This window comes from Brevibacterium sp. CT2-23B (assembly GCF_013168765.1).
Taxonomy (GTDB): domain Bacteria; phylum Actinomycetota; class Actinomycetes; order Actinomycetales; family Brevibacteriaceae; genus Brevibacterium; species Brevibacterium sediminis.
Map to the genome: position 1 here is coordinate 69,721 of NZ_JABBYK010000005.1, position 20,919 is coordinate 90,639.

Consider the following 20,919-nt stretch of genomic DNA (forward strand, 5'->3'; position numbering starts at 1 on the left):
ATGGACAAGCCGCGTATGCGCTGGTGGGGCTGGGGCGAAGACGGCCACGACGGCCCGGTCAAGCCCGGGGCGAAGGTGATACTGAGCAAACACTGCGGGTGGCCGGCCGGAGTCGACAGGCCGCATGTGGCGCTCGAGGACGTCGAGCTGCCCGAATCAGTCCTGCCGTCCGCAGTCAGGGCCCGTTTCGCCGAGGCGGTGGGCGAGGAATTCGTCCGCGACGATCGCGCCGTCCGCGTCTCCCATGCGGCCGGGCGCAGCCTTCCCGACCTCATCCGGCTGCGCAGCGGCGAGCTGGTCACCGCTCCCGATGCGGTGCTCTACCCGGCTTCGAACGCCGAGGTGGACACCCTCCTCGCGCTGTGCGCCGAGGAATCCGTGGCGGTCGTTCCCTTCGGCGGCGGCACCAGCGTCGTCGGCGGCATCGATGCCGTGCGCGGCGAGTTCGCGGCGGTCGTGAGCATCAGCCTGGCTCGCCTCGACAGGGTCATCGACATCGACGAGGAGTCGCTGACGGCCACCGTCCAGGCCGGAGTCTTCGGACCCGACCTCGAGGAGGCGCTGCAGGCTCGCGGCTTCACGCTCGCCCACTATCCGCAGTCCTTCGAGTTCAGCACCATCGGCGGCTGGGTCGCCACCCGCTCGGCCGGTCAGCAGTCGACCGGTTACGGCCGCATCGATGAGAACGTCTGCGGTCTGCGCTGTTCGACCCCGAACGGTCCCGTCGAGCTGCGCACCACCCCGGCGACGGCGGCCGGACCGAATCCGCGCCAGCTGTTCGTCGGCTCCGAGGGAACGCTGGGCATCATCACCGAGGCGACCCTGCGGATCCATCGCGTGCCGAAGGCAGTGCAGGGCGACTCCTGGTTCTTCCCGGACTTCGAATCCGGGGCTGCGGCGCTGCGGGAGATGGAGCAGTCGGGACTGCACCTCGACATCGCCCGTCTCTCGGATGTCAACGAGACCGCGTTCGGTCTCGCGCAGCTCGGCAGCGAGCTGCAGCGCAAGGGCGTTCTCGCGTACCTGCGCGCCCGCGGCCTCACGACTCCCTGCCTGCTGGTCGTCCGCTACGACGGCACCCCCTCCGATGTTCGTGCGCGTCGCTCCAAGGGTCGTTCGATCGTGCGCAGGCACAAGGGCGTCAACCTCGGCGCGGTTCCGGAGACCTCGTGGGAGAAGCACCGCTTCTCGACTCCGTACCTGCGGGATCAGCTGCTGCGTGAGGGCATGATCGTCGAGACGATGGAGACCTCTGCCCCGTGGTCGAAGGTGAATGACCTCCACGGCACGATCAGCGCCGGAATCGAGAAAGCGATGGCCGAGCGCGGCACTCCTGCATTCGTGCTCTGCCACGTCTCGCATCTCTACGCCACCGGCTGTTCGCTGTACTACACGGTCTTCGCCAAGCAGGAGGTCGGGGCGGAGATCGCCCAGTGGAAGGCGCTGAAGTCCGCGGCCAGCGACGCCATCATGGCGGGCGGCGGAACGATCACCCATCACCATGCCGTCGGCACCGACCACGCTCCATGGTTACCCGCCGAGACCGGTCAGATGTGGTTGCGGATGCTGCGCGCAGCCAAGGCCGAGGTCGACCCGACCGGCATCATGAATCCCGGCAAGCTGATGAACGGACCGGATCGACTGTGAGCGGCATCGAAGACAAGGGCGACTTCGGCACGGATTCCGCAGACCGGGGCTCTGCACGGCCGGTCGCCGATCCGGCGGTCGTGCCCGTGATCCTTAATCCCACGGCACGGCGCGGAGCGGTGCTCAGACGCATCGATCCGCTCGTCCACGCCTTCGCCGCACACGGCCTCGAGGCGCGGCTCGTGAGAAGCACGAGCGAGGAACATGCGAAGGAACTCGCCGCAGCATTCGCCGCCGAGGGCGCCAAGGTCGTCGGCGCACTCGGCGGTGACGGGATGGCGCGTACAGTCGCCGCAGGCCTCGTCGATACGGACACGGCACTGGGCGTCATCGCCGGTGGCCGCGGCAATGACCTCGCCGGCAAACTCGGCATCCCGAAGCGCGTCGAAGAGGCTGTGGCCACGATCGCCGACGGCCGCGATCGAGTGATCGACGTGCTCGACCTCGATGGCACGATCAGCCTCGGCAACGTCTGTCTCGGCCTCGACTCGACCGTCCAGCGGCATGCGAACTCGACCAGGGTCGTCCGGGGCCATTGGGTGTACCTGTACGGGATCCTGCGTGCGATCCTGCCGCCGAGGAGCATCGACCTCGAGCTGACAGTCGACGGACAGCGCCTCGATTTCCGCGGCCTCACCGCGGGGTTCGCGAATTCCGGCCGCTACGGGGGCGGGCTCACACTGTCACCCGAGGCGGCGATCGACGACGGACTCATCGACGTCGTCCTCCTCAAGGAGGCATGGCTGCCGAAGCTCGCCGTCGAACTCGTCGCGTTCATGTCCGGCAGGCACGACCGTCACCCGCACATCCATCTCAGCCGGGCTCGCGAGATCCGCATCGACACTCCCGCCGGTGCCGCACCGGTCGAGATCGTCGCCGACGGCGACGCGGTCGCACAGACCCCGGCGACCGTGACGATCCGTCCGTCATCACTCAGGGTCCGGGTGCCCCGGACCTCATGAACAACGTCGCCCCGCGCCGAGGATGCACATCCTCCGCGCGGGGCGACTCTTACCTGCCTGTCCGGCCGGCAGGGCCTTCAACCCAACCGAGCCCTCAGTACTCCTTGGCCACCAGGGTGAGCACGTCGTAGTTCGCCACGGGTTCGTCGTTCTGGTTGACGACCTGCGCGTCCCAGCGGACCTCACCGTATTCGTCGGTCTCACGCGGGGTGATGCGCTTGGCGGTGAGCGTCACCTTGAGCTTGTCACCTGGGGAGACAGGCGTGATGAAGTTGAGCCCTTCGAGTCCGTAGTTCGCGAGCACCGGGCCCGGGTCCGGCTGGACGAAGAGTCCGGCGGCGAAGGACACGATGAGGTAGCCGTGCGCCACGCGTCCCGGAAAGAACGGGTTCGCGGCGGCCGCCTCCTCGTTCATGTGGGCGTAGAAGGTGTCCCCGGTGAAGTTCGCGAAGTGCTCGATATCGTCGAGCGTGACCTCCCGCCATTCCGAATCGAGTGTGTCACCGACGCGTAGGTCCGCCAGCGACTTCGTGAACGGATGATCGCCGAGGCGGCGCTCCGATCCGTTGACCCATTCCCCGCCGATCGCGGTGAGCATGTCCGGGGAGGCCTGGATCGCGGTGCGCTGCATGAAGTGCTCGACGCCGCGCAGTCCGCCCATCTCCTCACCGCCGCCGGCCCGTCCGGGGCCGCCGTGGATGAGGTTCGGCAGCGGCGAACCGTGACCGGTCGACTCTTCGGCATCGTCACGGTCGAGGACGAGCACACGGCCGTGCCATGGGGCGATCTTCCGGACGAATTCGGTGGCGAACTCACGGTCGTGGGTGACGACGGATCCGACCAGCGAACCGCGGCCACGGGCGGCCAGGCGGACGGCATCCTCGGTGTCGGAATAGGTGATGATCGAGGTCACGGGTCCGAAGGCTTCGATGTCGTGGACGGCATCGGACCAGGCGTCATCGGCCTGGAGGACGGTGGCTGCGACATAGGCTCCGCCATGTTCGGCGGCCAGACGATCGGATTCCTCACGCCCACCGGTGAGCACGCGGGCTCCCCCGGCGATGATCTGGTCGACAGCGTCGAGGACGTCGGTGCGCTGCTTGTCGGAGACGACGGGGCCCAGGCGGGTGGACTTCTCGCGCGGATCGCCCACACCTTGGGTGGCGAGCTTTGCGGTGATGGCTTCAGCAACCGCCTCGGCGTGGACCTCGGGGACGAAGGTGCGGCGGATCGCGGTGCACTTCTGTCCGGCCTTGACGGTCATCTCGGCGACGACGCCGGAGACGAAGAGGTCGAATTCCTCCGTTCCGGGTGCGGCGTCGGGACCGAGCAGGGAGAAGTTGAGTGAGTCCGCCTCGGCGAAGAAGTGGGTGCCGCGCTGAGTCACGCAGTCGAGCGCGGACAGCGTGCGGGCGGTGTTGGCTGAGCCAGTGAACGCGATCGCGTCCTGTTCGGCGAGATGGTCGAAGAGCGGGGTGACGTCACCGGTGACCAGCTGGATCGCACCGGCAGGGAGCAGACCGGATTCGATCATATCCGCGACCACGGCGTGGGTCAGGTGGGCGGTGTCGGTGGCGGGTTTGACGACGACGGGGACGCCGGCTGTGAACATCGGTCCGAACTTCTCGAGCATGCCCCAGACGGGGAAGTTGAAGGCGTTGATCTGCAGCGCGAGGCCCTGCCGGGAGGTGAGGATGTGGCGGCCGACGAAGGTGCCGTTCTTCGACAGGCGCTCGACTCCGCCGTCGAGGTGGACGGTCGAGTTCGGCATCTGGCGGCGGGCGACGCCGGAGTAGGTGAAGAGTGTGCCGATTCCGCCTTCGATGTCGACGAAGGCGTCGCGCTTCGTGGTGCCGGTGGTGAAGGAGATCTCGTGGTAGTCCTTCGTGCGCTCCATGAGGTAGGTGGCGAGCTTCTTGAGGATCACACCGCGCTGGTGGAAGGTGAGCTTCTGCAGTTCGGCGATGCCGGTGGTCCGGGCGTGGTCGGCGACGGCGGAGAAATCGACTCCGGCCGAGCTCACCGAGTGCAGGAGCTCCCCCGTGCCGGCGTCGCGGACGGGCCGGGCACCGTCGGCCGAGCCGGGGGTGTGCCAGGTTCCGGCCACATAGGAACTGACGATTTCGGTCATGCTTTGCTCTCCCTGGTGAAACGACGTCTCCCGGTCCACGGCGGCCGCATTCGGCACCGCTGCCGATTCCTCAACATATACTAACCAATCGGTCGGTAATTGTCATGAGCTGCCTCGCATAAGGCGATCGGACGGAACCGCGGCACATCCTCGGCGCGCTTCGTCGATGTGCGAGTGACACGGGGGTGCATTCTGACCTATGATCGTTCTCAATTACTGACCAGGCAGTCAGTCGAGGCAGACGTCCATCCGTCCGCCGCCAGACCCGAGGCACCGGCGATCACTCAGAGTCGAGGACCACCGCCTCCGGAGACGGCACCCGGCAAAGTCGCCCAGCAACAGAAGGTTCCGCTCATGTCCGCCACCGCATCAGGCCCGGTCACTCCGAATCCGGCCACCCCACATACGACCACCCGCGAGGAACGCAAAGTTCTCGCGGGCACCCTCGTCGGCACCACCATCGAGTGGTATGACTTCTTCATCTACGCTCAGGCCGCCGGCCTCGTCCTCTCCGCCCAGTACTTCGGCCCTTTGGCCGCGGACAATCCGGCACTCGGCCAGATCATGGCGTGGGCATCTCTGGGCATCTCGTTCCTCTTCCGACCGCTGGGCGCGATCATCGCCGGCCACCTCGGCGATCGGATCGGACGCAAGAAGATGCTCGTGCTCACACTCATCCTCATGGGGGCCGCGACCTCGCTCATCGGTCTGCTCCCGAACTACGCGATGATCGGAGTCGGTGCCCCGATCCTGCTCACCCTGCTGCGGATCCTCCAGGGCTTCTCCGCCGGCGGCGAATGGGGTGGGGCCGCGCTGCTGTCGGTCGAGCATGCTCCGATCTCCAAGCGCGGCATCTTCGGTGCGTACCCGCAGATCGGTGTGCCGGTCGGCATGATCCTGGCCACCGGTGTGATCTGGGTGCTCACCACGGTCCTCTCCGCCGAACAGTTCGCGAGCTTCGGATGGAGGATCCCGTTCCTCTTCTCCGTCGTCCTCGTCTTCGTCGGCTATTACATCCGCCGGCAGGTCGAGGAGTCCCCGGTCTTCGCCGAGCTCGCCGAGCGCAAGGCCGAATCCTCGGCTCCGCTGGGCACCCTGTTCAAGAAGAACACGAAGGAAGTCGTCCTCTCCGCGCTCATCTTCATCGGCAACAACGCCGTGGGCTACGTGATCATCGCGTTCTTCGCCGCCTACGCCTCCCGCCCCACAGCCGAGGGTGGTTCCGTCGGCCTCGACCGTGCACCCGTGCTGTTGGCGACGACGCTCGCGAGCTTCGGTTGGCTGGTGTTCACGATGTGGGGCGGTGCGCTGTCGGACAAGCTCGGTCGCGTGCGGACCTTCCAGATCGGGTACGTCCTGCTCATCGTCTGGCTCATCCCGACCTTCCTCATGATCGATATGGCCAACATCTGGATGTACGGCATCGGCATCTTCGTCCTCACCGTCGGCATGGGCCTGTCGTATGGCCCGATGTCGGCGATGTATGCGGAGATGTTCCCTGTCGAGGTCCGCTACTCGGGTGTCTCGATCGGCTACGCGCTCGGTGCGATCCTCGGCGGTGCCTTCGCCCCGACCATCGCCGAGACCCTGCTCGCCGAGACCGGAAAATCGATCTCGATCGCGATCTACATGATCATCGTGTGCATCATCTCGCTCATCGGCGTCAGCCTCGTCAAGGAGACGAAGGGCAACGACCTCGGCCTGACGAAGCATCACTGAGGCTGCCGCGAACCCCTGGTTCGTCACCTGCACCTCGATTTCCTGGTCGATCCACGGTGATTCCTCCGCCTGAAACGCCGTGGATCGACCCAACAATCCACCGAGGCGGCGCACCCCCTCAGCAGCTCTCGCATAGGCTGATGAGATGACTGAGCTGACGTACTCCGACATCGAAGCCGCCGCTGCACGGATCGCCGGCCGTGTGCGCCCGGTGACCGTGGCCCCGGCCGACGAGGAAGGACACGTCTTCGCCCTCGAGTTCATGCAGCACACCGGCACGTTCAAGGCCCGCGGTGCACAGAACTTCATCCAGGCTCACCTTGCCGAAGGCACCTTCCCCGAGGCGGGAGTGACGATCGCCTCGGGCGGGAACGCCGGACTCGCCTGCGCATGGGCCGCCCGTGCCGCCGGTGTACCGGCGACCGTCTTCCTGCCGACCACCGCGCCGAGCGTGAAGGTCGAACGGCTGCGTTCGTATGGCGCGCGAGTGGAGTTGGTCGGTTCCGAATTCGCCGAGGCGGCCGCCGCCTGCCAGGATTTCGTCGTCTCATCGGGGGCGCTGGCCTCGCACGCCTACGACCACCCGCTCATCGCGGCCGGTGCAGGCACGCTGATGACCGAGATCCTGGCGCAGGTGCCCGATCTCGACACGGTAGTCGTCTCCGTCGGCGGGGGCGGACTGTTCGCCGGCGTCGCGACTGCGGCGACTCATCACGGAGTGCGCACTGTCGCGGTTGAGCCGGAGAACTGTCGAGCGCTGAAAGCAGCGATTGAGGCGGACGAGCCGGTCGACGTCACGGTCGATTCGGTAGCCGCAGATTCGCTCGGTGCCAGGCGGGCGACACCGCTGGCACTGGAGGCGGCACGGTCGGATCTGGTCACCTCGGTGCTGGTCGGCGACGACGCCATCGTCGAAGCACGGCAGCGACTATGGGACGAACACCGGCTGGCGGTCGAGCATGCGGCGGCCACGGCATTGGCAGGAGTCAGCGGTGTCGGCTACGTGCCGGCCGAAGGAGAGAAGGTCTGCGTCGTCCTCTGCGGGGCGAACACGAGCCTCGGCGATCTCTGAGGCGCAGTCAGCGCGGTCGAAGGCCGGAAGTCAGCGCGTTCGGTCGCGGTCCTTGGACTTCAGCGAAGCCTTGATGAGGCCGAAGATCGCGAGCGCCACGACGACGGTGATAATGGCCTTGACGAGGAACCACGCAATGGAGAACGCGACGTTGACCACCCACCATGCGATGATGATGGCGATGATCGCGCCGATGATGCTCCACACGGTACTCATCTTCATGCCTCAAGCCTAGGCCCGAGTGCACAGCCGTGCAATGCGCGCGGTGATCGTCCCAGCCGATCCTCAGCACGGACGCAGTTCGTCAGCCGAGCACCGCACCGGACCGGACTGCGCGGGCCGACCAGCGGCGGTCGGCGAAGCCCACCTCGATCGGATGGTCGAAGGCGGCGGTGACCTGCTCGGAGGTGAGCACCTCGGCGATGGGACCGGCGGCGGTCAGCCGACCGTCGGAGATGAGCGCGGCATGCGTGGTGGTCTCGGGGATCTCCTCGAGATGGTGGGTGACCAGCAGCGTCGACAATTCCGGCGAGCGCACCGACAGGGCGTCGATGGTCTCGAGCAGCTGTTCGCGGGCGGCCACGTCGAGGCCTGTGGTCGGTTCGTCGAAGAGCAGCAGCTGAGGTTCGGCGATGAGCGACCGGGCGACGAGCGCACGCCCGCGCTCCCCCTGTGACAGCACCTTCCACCCGGCGTCGGCGCGGGGCTCCAGCCCCACCCCGGCGATCTGGGCATCGGCCTTCACGACATCCTCGGGTGAGGGCTCCCACCGCATGGGTCGTTCGACGGTGCCGGTCAGCCCGGTGAGGACGACCTCGCGGACGGTGAGGTTCGACCGCAGCGGATGGCGCGGGTTGACGTGTCCGATGAGGCGGCGCAGCGCTGCGAGCTCGACCCTGCCCATGCGTGATCCGAGGATATCCACGGTGCCCGAGGTCGGGAACACCTGCGCCGAGGCGAAACTCAGCAGGGTCGATTTCCCCGCCCCGTTCGGACCGATGAGCACCCAGTGCTCGCCGGCACTGATGCGCAGATCGATGCCATGGAGGATCTGCGTCTGCCCACGCCGGAACGTCACATCAGCGATATCGAGGACGGTCTCCGCCACGTCTCACTCACCTCTCAAAATCGACGGCCCCACCGTCCGATGGGGCCGATCCGATTCTAGGTCTCCCCTCGCCGAGGCGGTCGCGGAGTTGGGAGACCGCCGTTCCGCATCGTGGATCCGAGTGCGGCGAAAGCTCAGTTCAGCGCATCCTCCGGTGCCGAGATCTCGCGGCGGAGGATCTTGCCGGTCGGGCCTTTGGGCAGCTCGTCGACGATCCACACATTGCGGGGGTATTTGTACGCGGCGACGCGGTCCTTCGCGAACTCACGCAGCGCTTCGGCGTCGACGCTGCTGCCGGCCTTGAGGGCAACGGCGGCCCCGATCTCCTCACCGAGGTCGTCATTCGCAATGCCGATCACAGCCGCCTCGGCGACGGCTTCGTGCTCGTAGAGCGCCTCCTCGACCTCACGCGGATAGACGTTGTAGCCGCCGCGGATGATGAGGTCCTTCTTCCGGTCGACGATCGTGTAATAGCCGTCCTCGTCCTGCTCGGCGAGGTCGCCGGAGTGGAACCATCCGTCGCGGATGGCCACCTCTGTCGCTTCCGATCGTCCCCAGTACCCCTTCATCACGGGTTCGCCCTTGATGGCGATCTCGCCGATCTCACCGACTGGAACGTCGTTGTCGTCATCGTCGACGAGCTTCATCTCGACTCCGCGCACGGGCACGCCGATGGTGCCGGTCTTGCGTTCCATGCCCGGCTGGTTGAAACAGGCGACCGGTGAGGTCTCGGATATCCCGTAGCCTTCCAAAATGATGCAGTCGAAAGCGGATTCGAAGTTCTTCATCACCTCGACCGGCATCGCCGATCCGCCGGAGATGCATGAGCGCAGGCTGGAGACGTCGAAGTTCTCCCGCCCTTCGGCGTTGAGCATGCGCGCGTACATCGTCGGCACACCGATGAAGATGCTGACCTTGGCACCCTGAATGGTCTCGAGGGCCTTGATCGGGTCGAAGCGCGGGATGAGGGCGAGGCAGGATCCGCTGAGCACGGAGGCGTTGAGTCCGCAGGTCAGGCCGAAGCAGTGGAACAGCGGCAGGCAGCCCATGACCATATCGTCCTCGGTGAGGAAGGTGAGGGTCTCGGCGGTGACGGCCGCGTTCGTCATCATATTGAAGTGGGTGAGTTCCGCGCCCTTCGGCTGTCCGGTGGTGCCCGAGGTGTAGAGGAGCACGACGGTGTCATCATCGGCGCGGGACACTACCTCAGGTGTCCGGTCGAAGGCGGCCAGCTGATCGGCGAAGTCGGCGGGGTCGACGCGCACGCATTCGATGCCGACCGCGGCCGCCGCCTTCCCGGCTTCGCCCGCCATGTCCTTCCACGCGAAGACGATCTGAGCCCCGGAATCTTCGAGGTAGTACTGCACCTCGCGGTCCTTGAGCAGCGGGTTCATCGGCACGACGATCGCGCCGACGGACAGCGCCCCGTAGAAGAGGACGGGGAATTCGAGAACGTTGGGCAGGACGAGTCCGACGCGGTCGCCGGGCCCGATTCCCCTGTCCTTGAGCATCGTCGTCACCCGCTGCGCCTGGTCCTGCAGCTGCGCATACGTCAGCACGGAATCGCCGAGGCGGACGGCAGGTCGCTGTCCGTGCCGGCTTGCGGTGGCGGTGAGATTGTCGGCGAGGTTGGTCATGTCTTCCTCCAGGCTTGATTCGTTCGTCGTTGATCGGCTCGGTGCTGGTGCTGGAACCACCACTGGTTGTGGCCCCAGCACAGGAGAAGCGTCGACTGAGCGGACGGGTCCGACTCCCGTTCGGTTCCCGCCGTCCGGCTCTATGGTGCCCACTCTGCCGTTGCCGGCGACCTCGGGCAACGGTATGCGCAACAGAAACACGGGTCATCGATTGTGGTCGGACGACAAGGATGCCCGTAAGCTTCTGCCATGGTCGCCAATCCACTCGTCCTGCGCATCGTCGACAGTGTCCGAGCAACGCTGCCGGCCACGGTCCAACGTTCGGTCAGCCGCACCTGGCGGGAAGTGCCCGCTTATCCGGCCAGCCCTGACAAAAATCTCGCCGAGGATCTCACCGCACACACTTTCACCGTCTTCGAAGCCGCACTCACCCCCTTGGAGGAGGGCCGCCGCGCCACCGCCGAGGACTTCCCGATCACCGCCTCCCAGGCCCGGCGGCGACTGCGGCAGGGAGTGACCCTGCCGGACTTCCTCACCGGTTTCCGGATCGGGCAGGAGACTCTGTGGGAGGCGATCGTCGATGCCTCGGATTCCGAACAGGAGACCCGCGACGAGGCGCTGCACATCGCCATCCACGTCATGAGCGTCATCGAGGTCGGCAGCTCCGTCGGGGCCGTCGCTTTCCTTGAGACCCAGCAGCTTGAGATGGCTGAGGGCGACCGGGTCCGCCGTGACCTCGTCGACGATCTGCTCTCCGGTCGCCGCTTGGCACCGGGGCCGAGCGCGGACCTCGCCGAGGTGTCCGACCTCCGCCCGGATTCGCGCGTGCTCGTCGCCACGGCCACCTCGCAGACTCCGTTGCGAGATGATCGAGGGATGCGGGAGGTCATCACCGCCCTGCGCTCGGTCTTCGACGTCGGCCGTCGCGGCATCGCCGTGGTCCTCCAGGATCAGATCGTCGGCATCACCCCGGTGACCTCCGACGGCACGACCACCCTGGCCGATCTCGAACGTGTCCACCGGGAGCTGTCCCGCCACGGCACCGACCTGTGCGTGGGCACCTCCACCGTCCACGAGGGGCTCGACCGTGTGCCCGAGGCGTACCGCGAGGCTGTGCTCGCCCAGGAAAGTCTCAACGGTGTGCCGGGAGTGAGGTCGCTGCATGCCCTCACTCCGCTCGACTACCTCGTCACCCTCGACGACGAGGTCGCCCACCGCCTCATCCGCCCCGAACTGCGCCGCTTCGTCGAGGACGATCTCGCCGCCGGCGGTGTCCTCATCGAGACGCTGCTCGAATACGCGGCCTGTGACCTCAACGCCAAACTCGCCGCCGAGCACCTCCATGTCCACGTGAACACCGCGTACTACCGACTCGACACCGCAGCCGACCGCACCGGCCGCAACGTCCGCAGCTTCACCGACCTGCAGGAGACGATCATCGCCATCCGCATGCTCACCGCGCGCGGAAACGTCCCGATCTCGAATTGAACGATCCCCGCGCCGAGGCGGCTCCTCGTCGGTCAGTTCAGCTGAGTCTGCGGCCGGCGCAGGTTCAGACCCGGGCCATAATGGAGGCATGCATGATGCCGCCGATTCGAATGAGGACCTCCGTGAGGAGTACCGCATCAAGATGCGCGGTCGGCTTCTGCGCCGGTCCGCGTCCTTCAATGTCGCCCACGCCGTCGACAGTCTCGAACCCGGTACCGGCGCACAGAGCATCCAACGCGCGCTGACTCTGCTCAACCTCGTCGGCCTCATCGCCGGTGAGAGGCGCGAGGGTGCGAGCCTGTCCGAGCTCGCGTCGATCAGCGGCCGCCCGAAGGCCAGCGTCCACCGCATGCTCCAGGCGCTCATCGCCATGGGCTACGTCGAACGCCTCGAAGAGGGCGGATACCGCCTCGGCGTGCAATCGCAGATCCTGGGTCAGCTGGCCCAGAAATCGGTGGATCCCCTGGTCACGGAGTCCGAGTCGAGTCTGCTGCGCTTGGCCGAACTCAGTCAGGACACCGTGTTCCTCACTCTGCGCACCGGCAGCTATTCGATCTGCGCCCGCCGCGAGGAGGGCTTCGGTGAGATCTTCAATAATGCCTTGTCCGTGGGCGACCGACACCCCTTGGGCATCGGGGCCGGATCGCTGGCGATCCTCTCCGAGCTCTCCCCCGCCGAGGTGGACGCCCAGTTCGAGGCCAACGCCGAGATCCTTGCCGAAAGGTATCCGAAGGTCTCCGTCCCGCATCTGCGCGACATCATCGATCAGGCCCGCATCGACGGCTTCGTCCACAATCCGGGGCTCTTCGCCAAGGGGTCGTGGGCGGTGGCGGTGCCGCTGCGCATCCGCGGCTCCCGCCCGCAGGCGGCTCTGTCGATCGCTTCGATCGCCGATCGCGTCACGGGTTCACGGGTCGAACGCCTCGTCGCTCTGCTGCGCCGGGAAGCGAAGGCCATCGCCGAGGCGCTGAGCTCCCATCCCGTCCACGACCCGAACTCCGGCGACCTCTGAGCCGCCCCTCAGCGCCGGCGCAGGAGGCGGACTCCGGTAGCGTGAAGGGCATGCCGGAGCCTCCTGATTCCACGACCGTGTCCCTGCCGATCACCGAACTGCGCGACCTGTGCATCGCTGCGATCACCGCGGCCGGCGGGTCGACCGCGCTGGCGCAGTCCCTGGCCGAGGCGACCGTGGCCGCAGAGCGCCGCGGCAAGACCGCCGTCGGCACGGCGCACCTCTTCGACTACCTCGATGGGCTCGAAGCCGGCCGCATCAACGGGCAGGCACAGCCGCGAGTGACGAATCGTCTGCCCGCAGCACACCATGTCGAAGCCGACCGCGGCACTGCGCAGCTCGCGTTCGACGCAGTTGTCGATGACTTCGCCGCGTCTGCCGCGAAACTCGGCATCTCGGTCCTCAACATCTCCAATGCCTTCACTGCCGGCGAACTCGGCTATTACACGACACGGCTTGCCGAGCGAGGCCTGGTGGCGCTGGCAGGGGCCAACTCACCGGCGCTGATGTCGCTGTTCAGCTCACCGGGCTCGGCGACCGGAACGAACCCCTTCTCGTCCGCCGTTCCCCATGCCGACGGCCCGCGCATGTTCGACCAGGCGACCAGTGCGACCGCCTGGGTCAACGTCCGCGACGCCGCCGATCGGTCAGAGGCGATCCCCGAAGGGTGGGCACAGGACCCGAACGGGGCGGCCACGGTCGATGCCGAGGCCGCCCTCGCCGGTTCCCTGCTGCCCTTCGGCGGGGTCAAGGGCAGCAATGTCGCACTCATGATCGAACTCCTCGCCGTCCATGGCGGGGGCCGCTTCTCCGTCGACGCACCCGCCTTCGACTCGGGACAGGAGAACCCGGGCACGGGACTGTTCGTCATCGCGATCGCGGCAGACGCCTTCGACCCTGACTACTCGAAGCGGGTCGCCGAGCACCTCGATCGTCTGCACTCGCAGTTCGGCGTCGATTTCGGCCGCAAACGCACCCTCGAGGTCGCCGAACTCCCGCGCGAACTCCACTCGGCGCTCCTCAGCCGCAGCTGAGTTTCGCCGACCGGATTCCGAACTAGACGGCGGCTTGATCTCCCAGTCCCGCACGAATACGACGGACGGCGTCGTCGAAGGACTCCTCGGTCACCTCGGCGGCTGCTGCGGGGTCTCCCGCGTCGACGGCGTCCATGAGTCGGCGCTGATGTTTGAGCAGCGGCACCGTGTCCGCAGCGGCGATCTCGAGCCTCGCTCCGACGAGCTTGTAGGCCCGGCATCGCAGCCAAAGAGCCCGGATCGTCTCGGCGAGGACGGGATTGCCCGAGGCAGAATAGATCGTCGCAAGCAGCTCTTCGTCGTGGTCGAGGTACTTCGAGGCATCGCCGGAGTCGAGAGCCGCCTCCATCGCCGCGAATTCCTCGTCCAATCGTGCCCGGCCCACCTCATCGAGCTTCTGAGCACCCTGGACCGTCGCCTCGACCTCAAGTATGCGACGCACGGAGTAGATCTGCAGCAACTCCTCGGCGGTGAAGGTCTTGACCACCGCTCCACGGTGCGGGCTGGTCTCGACGAGCCCGACCGCCTCGAGCCGGGCCAGCGACTCCCGCACGGGCATGACGCTCGTGCCCAGGGACGCCGCGAGCTGGCGGATCCGCAGACGGTCCCCGCTGCGATATTCGCCTGACAGAATGCTCGCCTGCAGCGCCTCGAACACCTGGTCGCCGACGCGCGGGCCAATCTCGGTCTGGGTCTCGCTCATAGTCGACAGTCTATCCACGCCGAGGCGGCATGCAGTGAGCTCATGGCCTCCGTCCAACTCAGCTGCAAATCGCCGACCGCTCAGCGCAGGACGATCGTCCTCTTGCCCGAGAGGAACACACGGCCGTCGCAGTGCCACTTCACGGCGTTGGACAGCGCCTTGCATTCGGCATCGCGGCCGGCGGCCACGAGGTCCTCGGGAGTGAAGGCATGGTCGACCTCGACGAGCTGCTGAGCGATGATCGGACCCTCGTCGAGTTCGCTGTTGACGAAGTGCGCGGTCGCCCCGACGGTCTTGACTCCGCGTTCCCATGCCTGGTGGTAGGGCTTCGCACCCTTGAACGACGGCAGGAACGAGTGGTGGATGTTGATGGCGCGTCCGGTGAGTTCGCGCGCGAGGTCGTCGGAGAGGATCTGCATATAACGGGCGAGCACCACGAGGTCGACCTCGAAGCGGTCGACGAGTTCGAGCAGCTTCGCCTCGGCCTCGGGCTTCGTCTCCTTCGTCACGGGGATCCGGAAGAAGGGAATGTGGTGCCATTCGACGAGCTCACGGTGGTCGGGGTGGTTCGATACGACCGCGGCGATCTCGATCGGCAGCTCGCCGACCCGGGCGCGGAAGAGCAGGTCGTTGAGGCAGTGCTCGAACTTCGAGACCATGATGAGCACCCGCCGCTTCTCCCCCTGCGGCCACAGCTGCCAGGTCGCGCCGAACTCCTCGCCGATCGCTTCGAAGTCGGTCCGCAGAGCCTCGACACCATTGCCGGGCTCGTCGGAGACGCTGAAGTCGATGCGCAGGAACAGCTGCTGGGTCGACTGGTCGTCGAACTGTTTGAGTTCCTTGATGTCTCCGCCGTGGGTGAGCAGGGCACCGGTCACGGAGTGGGTGATTCCGGGGCGCTCAGCGCATTCGAGGGTGAAGATGTAGTCCTGCATGTCCGTGTCCTTCTGTCCGTGGGGCAAGGTCTGTGTGGTGCAAGGTCGGGATGGTGCTCAGCATTCGACGACGTTGACGGCGAGGCCGCCGCGCGATGTCTCCTTGTACTTCGATTTCATATCGGCTCCAGTCTGCCGCATGGTCTCGATCGCCTGATCGAGGCTCACCCGGTGGGAGCCGTCGCCGTGCATGGCCAACCGGGCCGCATTGATCGCCTTCACAGAGGCGATGGCATTGCGTTCGATGCACGGCACCTGCACGAGGCCGCCAACCGGATCGCAGGTCAGCCCGAGGTTGTGCTCGAGTCCGATCTCCGCGGCGTTCTCCACCTGTTCGGGAGTTCCGCCGAGTACGGCGCACAGGCCTGCGGCAGCCATCGCACAGGCCGATCCGACCTCCCCCTGGCAACCCACCTCGGCGCCGGAGATCGACGCATTGCGTTTGAAGAGGATCCCGATCGCCCCGGCCGTGAGCAGGAATTGCACGACGGCATCGTCGGCAGCACTCGCACCAGCGGCGGTGCCAGCTCCGTCGTCTGATGCGCCGGCATCCGCGCCGTCGGAGCCGGCTCCCTCGTCGCCGGTGACGAACCGGTCCATGTAATGGAGCACCGCGGGAATGATGCCCGCGGCCCCGTTCGTCGGGGCAGTGACGATCCGCCCGCCCGAGGCGTTCTCCTCGTTGACGGCCAAGGCATAGAGGTTGACCCACTCGAGGGCATCGAGCGAACCCGATGCCCGGTAGTCCGCGTCCTCGAGCTTCGCCCGCAGTTCGGGGGCGCGCCTGCGGACCTTGAGCCCGCCGGGCAGCGTCGTCTCCTCCCGCGTGCACCCGTTGTGCACGCATTCGCGCATCACCGCCCAGATCGCCAAAAGCTTCTCCCGCAGCTGCTCATCACTGCGGGTCACGCGTTCGTTGACGGCCATGAGCTCGGCGATGCTCAGCCCATGCTCGCGGCAGCGGGCGAGGAGTTCATCGGCCGTGGCGAAATCAATCGTCCGACCGACTTCCTGCCCGGCCTGTTCAGACGCCTCGATCGTCTCGGCAGCGTCCTTCTCGGCCGCGAGCTCCTCGGCGGTGACGACGAATCCCCCACCGACCGAGTAGTACTCGCGCTCGATGACCTCATCATCGACCTCGGCGCGGATGAGTATCCCATTGGGATGGCCGGGAAGATTCTTCCGCATGTGCAGGACGAGATCCGTCTCCGGTTCGAATTCGATGACGAGACGCCCGCCGAGGTGGAGCTTGCGTTGGGTCTTCACCTCGGCGACCAGCGGACCCACCTGGTAGGGGTCGAGCGTTTCGGGATCGAAACCGCTCAGACCCACGAGCACCGCCGAATCCGAACCGTGCCCGATGCCGGTCGCGGCCAGCGAACCATAGAGTCCGACCCGGACCCGACGCACCCGGTGCAGGAGACCGTGCCCCTCGAGTTCGTCGACGAATCGCAAGGCTGCACGCATCGGCCCCACCGTGTGCGAGGAGGAGGGGCCGATGCCGATCGAGAACAGATCGAGGACCCCGAGTGCCATCAGCCGACGTCCTCTTCACGCGCCGAGGCTCCGCTGGCATCGACGCTGTCGAGGAACTCCGCCATTCCGTCGAGCAGCCAACGGACCGTGAAGTCCGCGAAGCTCGCCCGCGGGTAGACGCGGTAGGTGTCCTCACCGCTGTGGTGGAGGATGACCGGCACGGGACCCAGCGCCGTGACGATCGCGGATCCGATGCCGAAGGCGCGAGGGTGGAGATCGGCGCGGCAGCTCTTCTCGAGCACGTCCCGGGCCTTCTCCCCTGTCAGTTCGAGGATCGTCCGGTTGGCCGAGAGATCGACGGCCTGTCCGGGCAGTCCCTCGAGTCCTGCCTCGGCGACGATCGTCTCTCCTGGCTGCTGGCAGCGGGAGACGTCGACGGCGAGGAATTCGTCGGGGCTCAGCCACAGCACGTGCTGAGCCGCCGGATCACCGGTGACTTCGCCGACGCTGCGCGGCAGGTTGAGACCGAACGTGTCTTCGAGTGACGTCCACGATGCGGAGTCAGGCTGTGCCCGCAGGCCGATCTGTACCGTGAAGGGCAGTTCGCGCAGGCCGACGCTGCGGCCGCCGGCGGCACTCGCCTCGGACATCAGTCCGGCGAGGTGCGCGGCCGGCGAGACCCGCAGGTCATCGAGTCCGCTCGACCCGGTGCCCGTGTGGGCGGTCTGCGCTTCAGCCGTCGAGGGGGACTCTGCCGTCGCAGGGGTGGAATAGGTGGTGTCAGCCATCGCGGCGGTTTCCTTCCGGATCGTAGAAGACGGGCGAGGTGATCTCGACGTCGACGAGGGTGTCGCCGAAGGGAGACTTGACGATCTCACCTTCGCGGTTGCGGCCGTTCTCGACGAGTGCGAGACCGAACGGCCGGTCGAGGCTCGGCGAGATATACGACGAGGTGACATGCCCGATCATCGGCACCGGACCGTCCTCCGGTGTAACGGGCGTGCCCGCCGCAATGAGCTGGGCGCCCTCGGCCAGACGCGTCGTACCGTCGACCGGCAGGACTCCGACGAGGTGCTTGCGGTCCTCGCGGGCCGTGTCGACCCGGGAGTAGGAGCGTTTGCCGATGAAGTCCTTGACCTTCGAGACGATCCACTCCATACCCGCATCCTGCGGGGTCACGGTCCCGTCGGTGTCCTGCCCGACGATGATGAAGCCCTTCTCAGCACGCAGCACGTGCATGACCTCGGTGCCGTACGGGGTGATGTCGAATTCGGCACCCGCCTCGGCGACGGCCTCCCACACGGCCAGCCCGTAGAACGTGTCGACGTTGATCTCGAAGGCGAGCTCTCCGGAGAACGAGATCCGGCAGATACGGGCGGGAATGCCGTTCGCCAGAGTGGTCTCGCGGAAGCCCATGAACTCGAAGGCCTCGTTCGACACATCGAGGTTCGGTGCGACCTTGGCGATGACATCGCGGGACCGGGGTCCGGCTACGGCGACGGTCGACCACTGTTCGGTCACCGAGGTGAAGACGACGTCGAGGTCGGGCCATTCGGTCTGGTGCCATTCCTCGAGCCATTCGAGGACGGTCGCCGCCCCGCCGGTCGTCGTCGTCATGTAGTAGCGGTCCTCGGCCACGCGCAGGGTCACGCCGTCGTCGAAGACCATTCCGTCGGGCTTGCACATCAGCCCGTACCGGCCCTTGCCGACCCCCAGCTTCTTGAAGCCGTTCGTGTAGATCTGGCCGAGGAATTCCCCGGCGTCCTTCCCGCGGATCTCGATCTTGCCGAGCGTCGAGGCGTCCTGGAAGCCGACGGATTCGCGCACGGCCTTGCCCTCGCGCAGCACCGCCGCCTCCATGTCCTCGCCCGGCTTCGGGTAGTACCAGGGGCGCTTCCACTGCCCGACGTCTTCGAACTCGGCACCGTGGGCGACGTGCCAGGGATGGATCGAGGTGACCCGGGCCGGGTCGAAGAGTTCGCCCTTGCGCCGTCCGGCCAGCGCCGCAAAGGGCACCGGTGCGAAGGGGGCGCGGAAGGTGGTGTGCCCGACCTGACCGAGATCGTCGGCCTCCCCCAGCACCGAGGCGATCGCGCCGATCGCGTTGACCGCTGAGGTCTTGCCCTGATCGTTCGCCGTCGAGATCGAGGTGTAGCGCTTGATGTGCTCGACCGAGCGCATGCCCGCGCCCATCGCCCGCTGCACATCGGCGACGGTCTGGTCACGCTGGAAGTCGATGAAGTGCGTGCTCAGGTTAGCGTGATCGTCCTGCGCCGAGGTGACCAGCCACAGCGGACGGGCCGGAGCATAGGCCATCGCCGAGGCTGCGGGCACGGCGAGCGCGGCCGGGAAGCCGGTGCGGTTCGCCGCTTGGTTCCCCGCCTCGGCGCCCTGCCGCAGAGCCGCTTCGAGCGAGTAGTCCCCGGTCACTGCGCCGACGGTGAACTGGTCACGCACTGAGGTCGTCGGCACGAAGGCAGCGATGTCGACGTTCCAGTGGATCGGACCCTTGCGCTGACCGTGCAGGTGGATGACCGGCGAATGTCCGCCGGAGACCGCGAGCAGGTCGACGGGGATGCTCTCACCGTTCTCGGCTGCGACGCCGTCGTCGTCGAGTCCGGCGACGGTGACGGCGCTGACCCGCCCGGCGGGTCCTTCACCAGCGGTGCCGGTGACGGCGGAGCCGAGGATGAGACGGGTGCCCGTGGCTGCGGTGACGGATTCGGCGATCGCCGAGGCTGAGGTGCGGGAGTCGATGACCGCGGGGACGGTGATGCCTGCCGCATGGAGGTCGGTAACGAGATCGTAAGCGGAGTCGTTCGTCGTCGTCACTGCCACATTGTCACCGGCGGCCACACCGTAGCGGCCGAGGTATGTGCGCACGGCCGAGGCGAGCATGATGCCGGGACGGTCGTTGTCGGCGAAGACGATCGGACGGTCGTGCGCACCGGTGGCGAGCACGACCTGACCGGCGCGGATGTGCCAGACCTTCTGGCGCACTCCGCGGCCACCGGCAGCGGCGACGGCGTCGGTGCGGTCTTCGAGGGCGACGAAGTAGTTCGAGTCGTAGCTGCCGAAGACCGTGGTGTTCGGCACGTACGTGAGTTCTTCATGCTCGGCGAATCCGGCGACGGTGGACTCGACCCACGCCAGGGCGTCGACGTCGTCGATCGTTTCGGCCGTGGCCGGTCCCGCGGCGAGCAGCGAGCCGCCGGGAATCGACTGGTCGTCGAGGAGCAGGGTGCGCGCACCGGACTTGCCGGCCTCCCGGGCCGCGGCGAGTCCGGCGGGGCCGGCCCCGACGATGAGGACGTCGGTGTGGACGTGTTTGTGCTCGTAGGTCAGTTCGTCCTGGCCGGGATCGAGGATGCCGAGCCCGGCGAGGTAGTCGGCCTCGAGTCCTTCGGCGATGGCGACGCGGGTGGCGGGCAGCATCGACTCGGAGACGTCTCCGGGGAATCGGGAATGCACGCGGACGAGCGCATTGGACTCCTCGACGCCCGCGCCGAGGATGCCGCGGGCCCGACCCAGATAGGTCGAGTTGCCGCAGTCGATGCGGCCCGCGGCGATGAGCGCGCTGGCGATCGTGTCACCGGCGAAGCCCGAGTAGGTCGCTCCGTCGACCGTGAAGTCGATCGGGCGGGCGGTGTCGATGCCGGTGGCACCGGGCAGACGAGACGCCGAGTGCAGGCGGGTGGTGTTCGTCATCGAACCTCTCCTTGCGTGTCGGGACGGGGCGAGCCGATCGGGTAGATGGCGGTGAAGTCGTAGGTGGCCGTGTCGCGGATGGCGTTGAACCACTTCCGGCAGCCAGCGCTGTGGCTCCACATCTCGGCGTAGGCGCCGCGGCTGTTCTCACGGTAGAAGAGGTACTCGGCCCATTCCCTGTCGGTCAGGGCGTGCGGGTCTTCGGGGTAGGGAACGTGCGCCTGTCCGCCGTAGTGGAATTCGGTTTCGTCGCGTGGCCCGCAGTTCGGGCAGTCGATGAGCAGCAT

Annotated in this window: 17 protein-coding genes; 7 read left to right on the plus strand and 10 right to left on the minus strand. The window is 67.0% G+C overall.

Annotated elements, in window-relative coordinates; genetic code table 11:
* Together HIM68_RS13325 and HIM68_RS13330 are read left to right on the plus strand one after the other, a co-directional pair.
* Positions 1-1,647 (plus strand): FAD-binding oxidoreductase, encoded by a 1,647-nt coding sequence (locus tag HIM68_RS13325; protein WP_253903966.1) that lies wholly within the window; start codon positions 1-3, stop codon positions 1,645-1,647.
* Entirely contained in the window at positions 1,644-2,609 is a 966-nt protein-coding gene (locus HIM68_RS13330; protein ID WP_172172934.1) for a diacylglycerol kinase family protein, read from the plus strand. The genes HIM68_RS13325 and HIM68_RS13330 overlap by 4 nt, the downstream gene beginning before the upstream one ends.
* 94 nt (positions 2,610-2,703) lie before the next feature.
* Here HIM68_RS13330 and paaZ read toward each other — a convergent pair whose 3' ends face one another.
* Positions 2,704-4,740, minus strand: coding sequence for a phenylacetic acid degradation bifunctional protein PaaZ (gene paaZ / locus HIM68_RS13335; protein ID WP_172172936.1), 2,037 nt, complete (start codon positions 4,738-4,740; stop codon positions 2,704-2,706).
* Between the two features lie 354 nt (positions 4,741-5,094).
* On the opposite strand from paaZ, the gene HIM68_RS13340 reads away from it, so the two are divergent.
* Positions 5,095-6,459: an MFS transporter gene (locus tag HIM68_RS13340; protein WP_172172938.1), complete on the plus strand. Its 1,365-nt coding sequence runs from the start codon at positions 5,095-5,097 to the stop codon at positions 6,457-6,459.
* A 145-nt stretch (positions 6,460-6,604) separates the two neighbouring features.
* Positions 6,605-7,531 carry a serine/threonine dehydratase gene (locus HIM68_RS13345; RefSeq protein ID WP_172172940.1) on the plus strand — a complete coding sequence of 309 codons (927 nt, stop codon included), beginning with the start codon at positions 6,605-6,607 and terminating at the stop codon, positions 7,529-7,531.
* A gap of 30 nt (positions 7,532-7,561) precedes the next feature.
* Here HIM68_RS13345 and HIM68_RS13350 read toward each other — a convergent pair whose 3' ends face one another.
* The 3 genes from HIM68_RS13350 to HIM68_RS13360 all read right to left on the minus strand — a co-directional run bounded on the left by HIM68_RS13350 (position 7,562) and on the right by HIM68_RS13360 (position 10,276).
* Positions 7,562-7,753, minus strand: coding sequence for a hypothetical protein (locus tag HIM68_RS13350; protein WP_039211572.1), 192 nt, complete (start codon positions 7,751-7,753; stop codon positions 7,562-7,564).
* An 82-nt stretch (positions 7,754-7,835) separates the two neighbouring features.
* Positions 7,836-8,639, minus strand: a complete 804-nt coding sequence (locus HIM68_RS13355; RefSeq protein WP_172172942.1) for an ATP-binding cassette domain-containing protein — start codon at positions 8,637-8,639, stop codon at positions 7,836-7,838.
* A gap of 134 nt (positions 8,640-8,773) precedes the next feature.
* Positions 8,774-10,276, minus strand: a complete 1,503-nt coding sequence (locus tag HIM68_RS13360) for a long-chain fatty acid--CoA ligase (RefSeq protein WP_172172944.1) — start codon at positions 10,274-10,276, stop codon at positions 8,774-8,776.
* A gap of 249 nt (positions 10,277-10,525) precedes the next feature.
* Between HIM68_RS13360 and HIM68_RS13365 the strand changes: the two genes are divergently transcribed.
* From HIM68_RS13365 to HIM68_RS13375, 3 genes are all read left to right on the plus strand, one after another.
* Entirely contained in the window at positions 10,526-11,764 is a 1,239-nt protein-coding gene (locus HIM68_RS13365) for a CdaR family transcriptional regulator (RefSeq protein WP_172172946.1), read from the plus strand.
* Between the two features lie 88 nt (positions 11,765-11,852).
* Positions 11,853-12,776, plus strand: coding sequence for an IclR family transcriptional regulator (locus HIM68_RS13370; protein WP_172172948.1), 924 nt, complete (start codon positions 11,853-11,855; stop codon positions 12,774-12,776).
* Between the two features lie 50 nt (positions 12,777-12,826).
* The gene (locus tag HIM68_RS13375; RefSeq protein ID WP_172172950.1) at positions 12,827-13,810 is read left to right on the plus strand and encodes an Ldh family oxidoreductase; all 984 of its coding nucleotides are present in this window, start codon (positions 12,827-12,829) and stop codon (positions 13,808-13,810) included.
* A gap of 22 nt (positions 13,811-13,832) precedes the next feature.
* On the opposite strand, the gene HIM68_RS13380 is transcribed toward HIM68_RS13375, so the two are convergent.
* From HIM68_RS13380 to HIM68_RS13405, 6 genes are all read right to left on the minus strand, one after another.
* Positions 13,833-14,513: a GntR family transcriptional regulator gene (locus tag HIM68_RS13380; RefSeq protein WP_172172952.1), complete on the minus strand. Its 681-nt coding sequence runs from the start codon at positions 14,511-14,513 to the stop codon at positions 13,833-13,835.
* An 80-nt stretch (positions 14,514-14,593) separates the two neighbouring features.
* Complete coding sequence (purU, locus tag HIM68_RS13385; RefSeq protein ID WP_172172954.1) at positions 14,594-15,448, minus strand: formyltetrahydrofolate deformylase; 855 nt, start codon at positions 15,446-15,448, stop codon at positions 14,594-14,596.
* Positions 15,449-15,505: 57 nt separating this feature from the next.
* On the minus strand, positions 15,506-16,984 hold the full coding sequence (locus tag HIM68_RS13390; protein ID WP_172172956.1) for an L-serine ammonia-lyase: 1,479 nt from the start codon (positions 16,982-16,984) through the stop codon (positions 15,506-15,508).
* Positions 16,984-17,712: a sarcosine oxidase subunit gamma gene (locus tag HIM68_RS13395; RefSeq protein ID WP_172172958.1), complete on the minus strand. Its 729-nt coding sequence runs from the start codon at positions 17,710-17,712 to the stop codon at positions 16,984-16,986. Before HIM68_RS13395 ends, HIM68_RS13390 begins: the two co-directional genes overlap by 1 nt.
* Positions 17,705-20,632: a 2Fe-2S iron-sulfur cluster-binding protein gene (locus HIM68_RS13400; RefSeq protein ID WP_172172960.1), complete on the minus strand. Its 2,928-nt coding sequence runs from the start codon at positions 20,630-20,632 to the stop codon at positions 17,705-17,707. Before HIM68_RS13400 ends, HIM68_RS13395 begins: the two co-directional genes overlap by 8 nt.
* Positions 20,629-20,919, minus strand: coding sequence for a sarcosine oxidase subunit delta (locus HIM68_RS13405; protein ID WP_139467723.1), 291 nt, complete (start codon positions 20,917-20,919; stop codon positions 20,629-20,631). Before HIM68_RS13405 ends, HIM68_RS13400 begins: the two co-directional genes overlap by 4 nt.

Bases quoted from the DNA above. Each gene is read 5' to 3' on its own strand.
- HIM68_RS13360 (WP_172172944.1), bottom strand. From the start codon at position 10,276: ATGACCAACCTCGCCGACAATCTCACCGCCACCGCAAGCCGGCACGGA.
- HIM68_RS13380 (WP_172172952.1), bottom strand. From the start codon at position 14,513: ATGAGCGAGACCCAGACCGAGATTGGCCCGCGCGTCGGCGACCAGGTG.
- HIM68_RS13345 (WP_172172940.1), top strand. From the start codon at position 6,605: ATGACTGAGCTGACGTACTCCGACATCGAAGCCGCCGCTGCACGGATC.
- paaZ (WP_172172936.1), bottom strand. From the start codon at position 4,740: ATGACCGAAATCGTCAGTTCCTATGTGGCCGGAACCTGGCACACCCCC.
- HIM68_RS13400 (WP_172172960.1), bottom strand. From the start codon at position 20,632: ATGACGAACACCACCCGCCTGCACTCGGCGTCTCGTCTGCCCGGTGCC.
- HIM68_RS13370 (WP_172172948.1), top strand. From the start codon at position 11,853: ATGCATGATGCCGCCGATTCGAATGAGGACCTCCGTGAGGAGTACCGC.
- HIM68_RS13325 (WP_253903966.1), top strand. From the start codon at position 1: ATGGACAAGCCGCGTATGCGCTGGTGGGGCTGGGGCGAAGACGGCCAC.
- HIM68_RS13365 (WP_172172946.1), top strand. From the start codon at position 10,526: ATGGTCGCCAATCCACTCGTCCTGCGCATCGTCGACAGTGTCCGAGCA.
- purU (WP_172172954.1), bottom strand. From the start codon at position 15,448: ATGCAGGACTACATCTTCACCCTCGAATGCGCTGAGCGCCCCGGAATC.
- HIM68_RS13350 (WP_039211572.1), bottom strand. From the start codon at position 7,753: ATGAAGATGAGTACCGTGTGGAGCATCATCGGCGCGATCATCGCCATC.
- HIM68_RS13390 (WP_172172956.1), bottom strand. From the start codon at position 16,984: ATGGCACTCGGGGTCCTCGATCTGTTCTCGATCGGCATCGGCCCCTCC.
- HIM68_RS13395 (WP_172172958.1), bottom strand. From the start codon at position 17,712: ATGGCTGACACCACCTATTCCACCCCTGCGACGGCAGAGTCCCCCTCG.
- HIM68_RS13375 (WP_172172950.1), top strand. From the start codon at position 12,827: ATGCCGGAGCCTCCTGATTCCACGACCGTGTCCCTGCCGATCACCGAA.
- HIM68_RS13405 (WP_139467723.1), bottom strand. From the start codon at position 20,919: ATGCTGCTCATCGACTGCCCGAACTGCGGGCCACGCGACGAAACCGAA.
- HIM68_RS13340 (WP_172172938.1), top strand. From the start codon at position 5,095: ATGTCCGCCACCGCATCAGGCCCGGTCACTCCGAATCCGGCCACCCCA.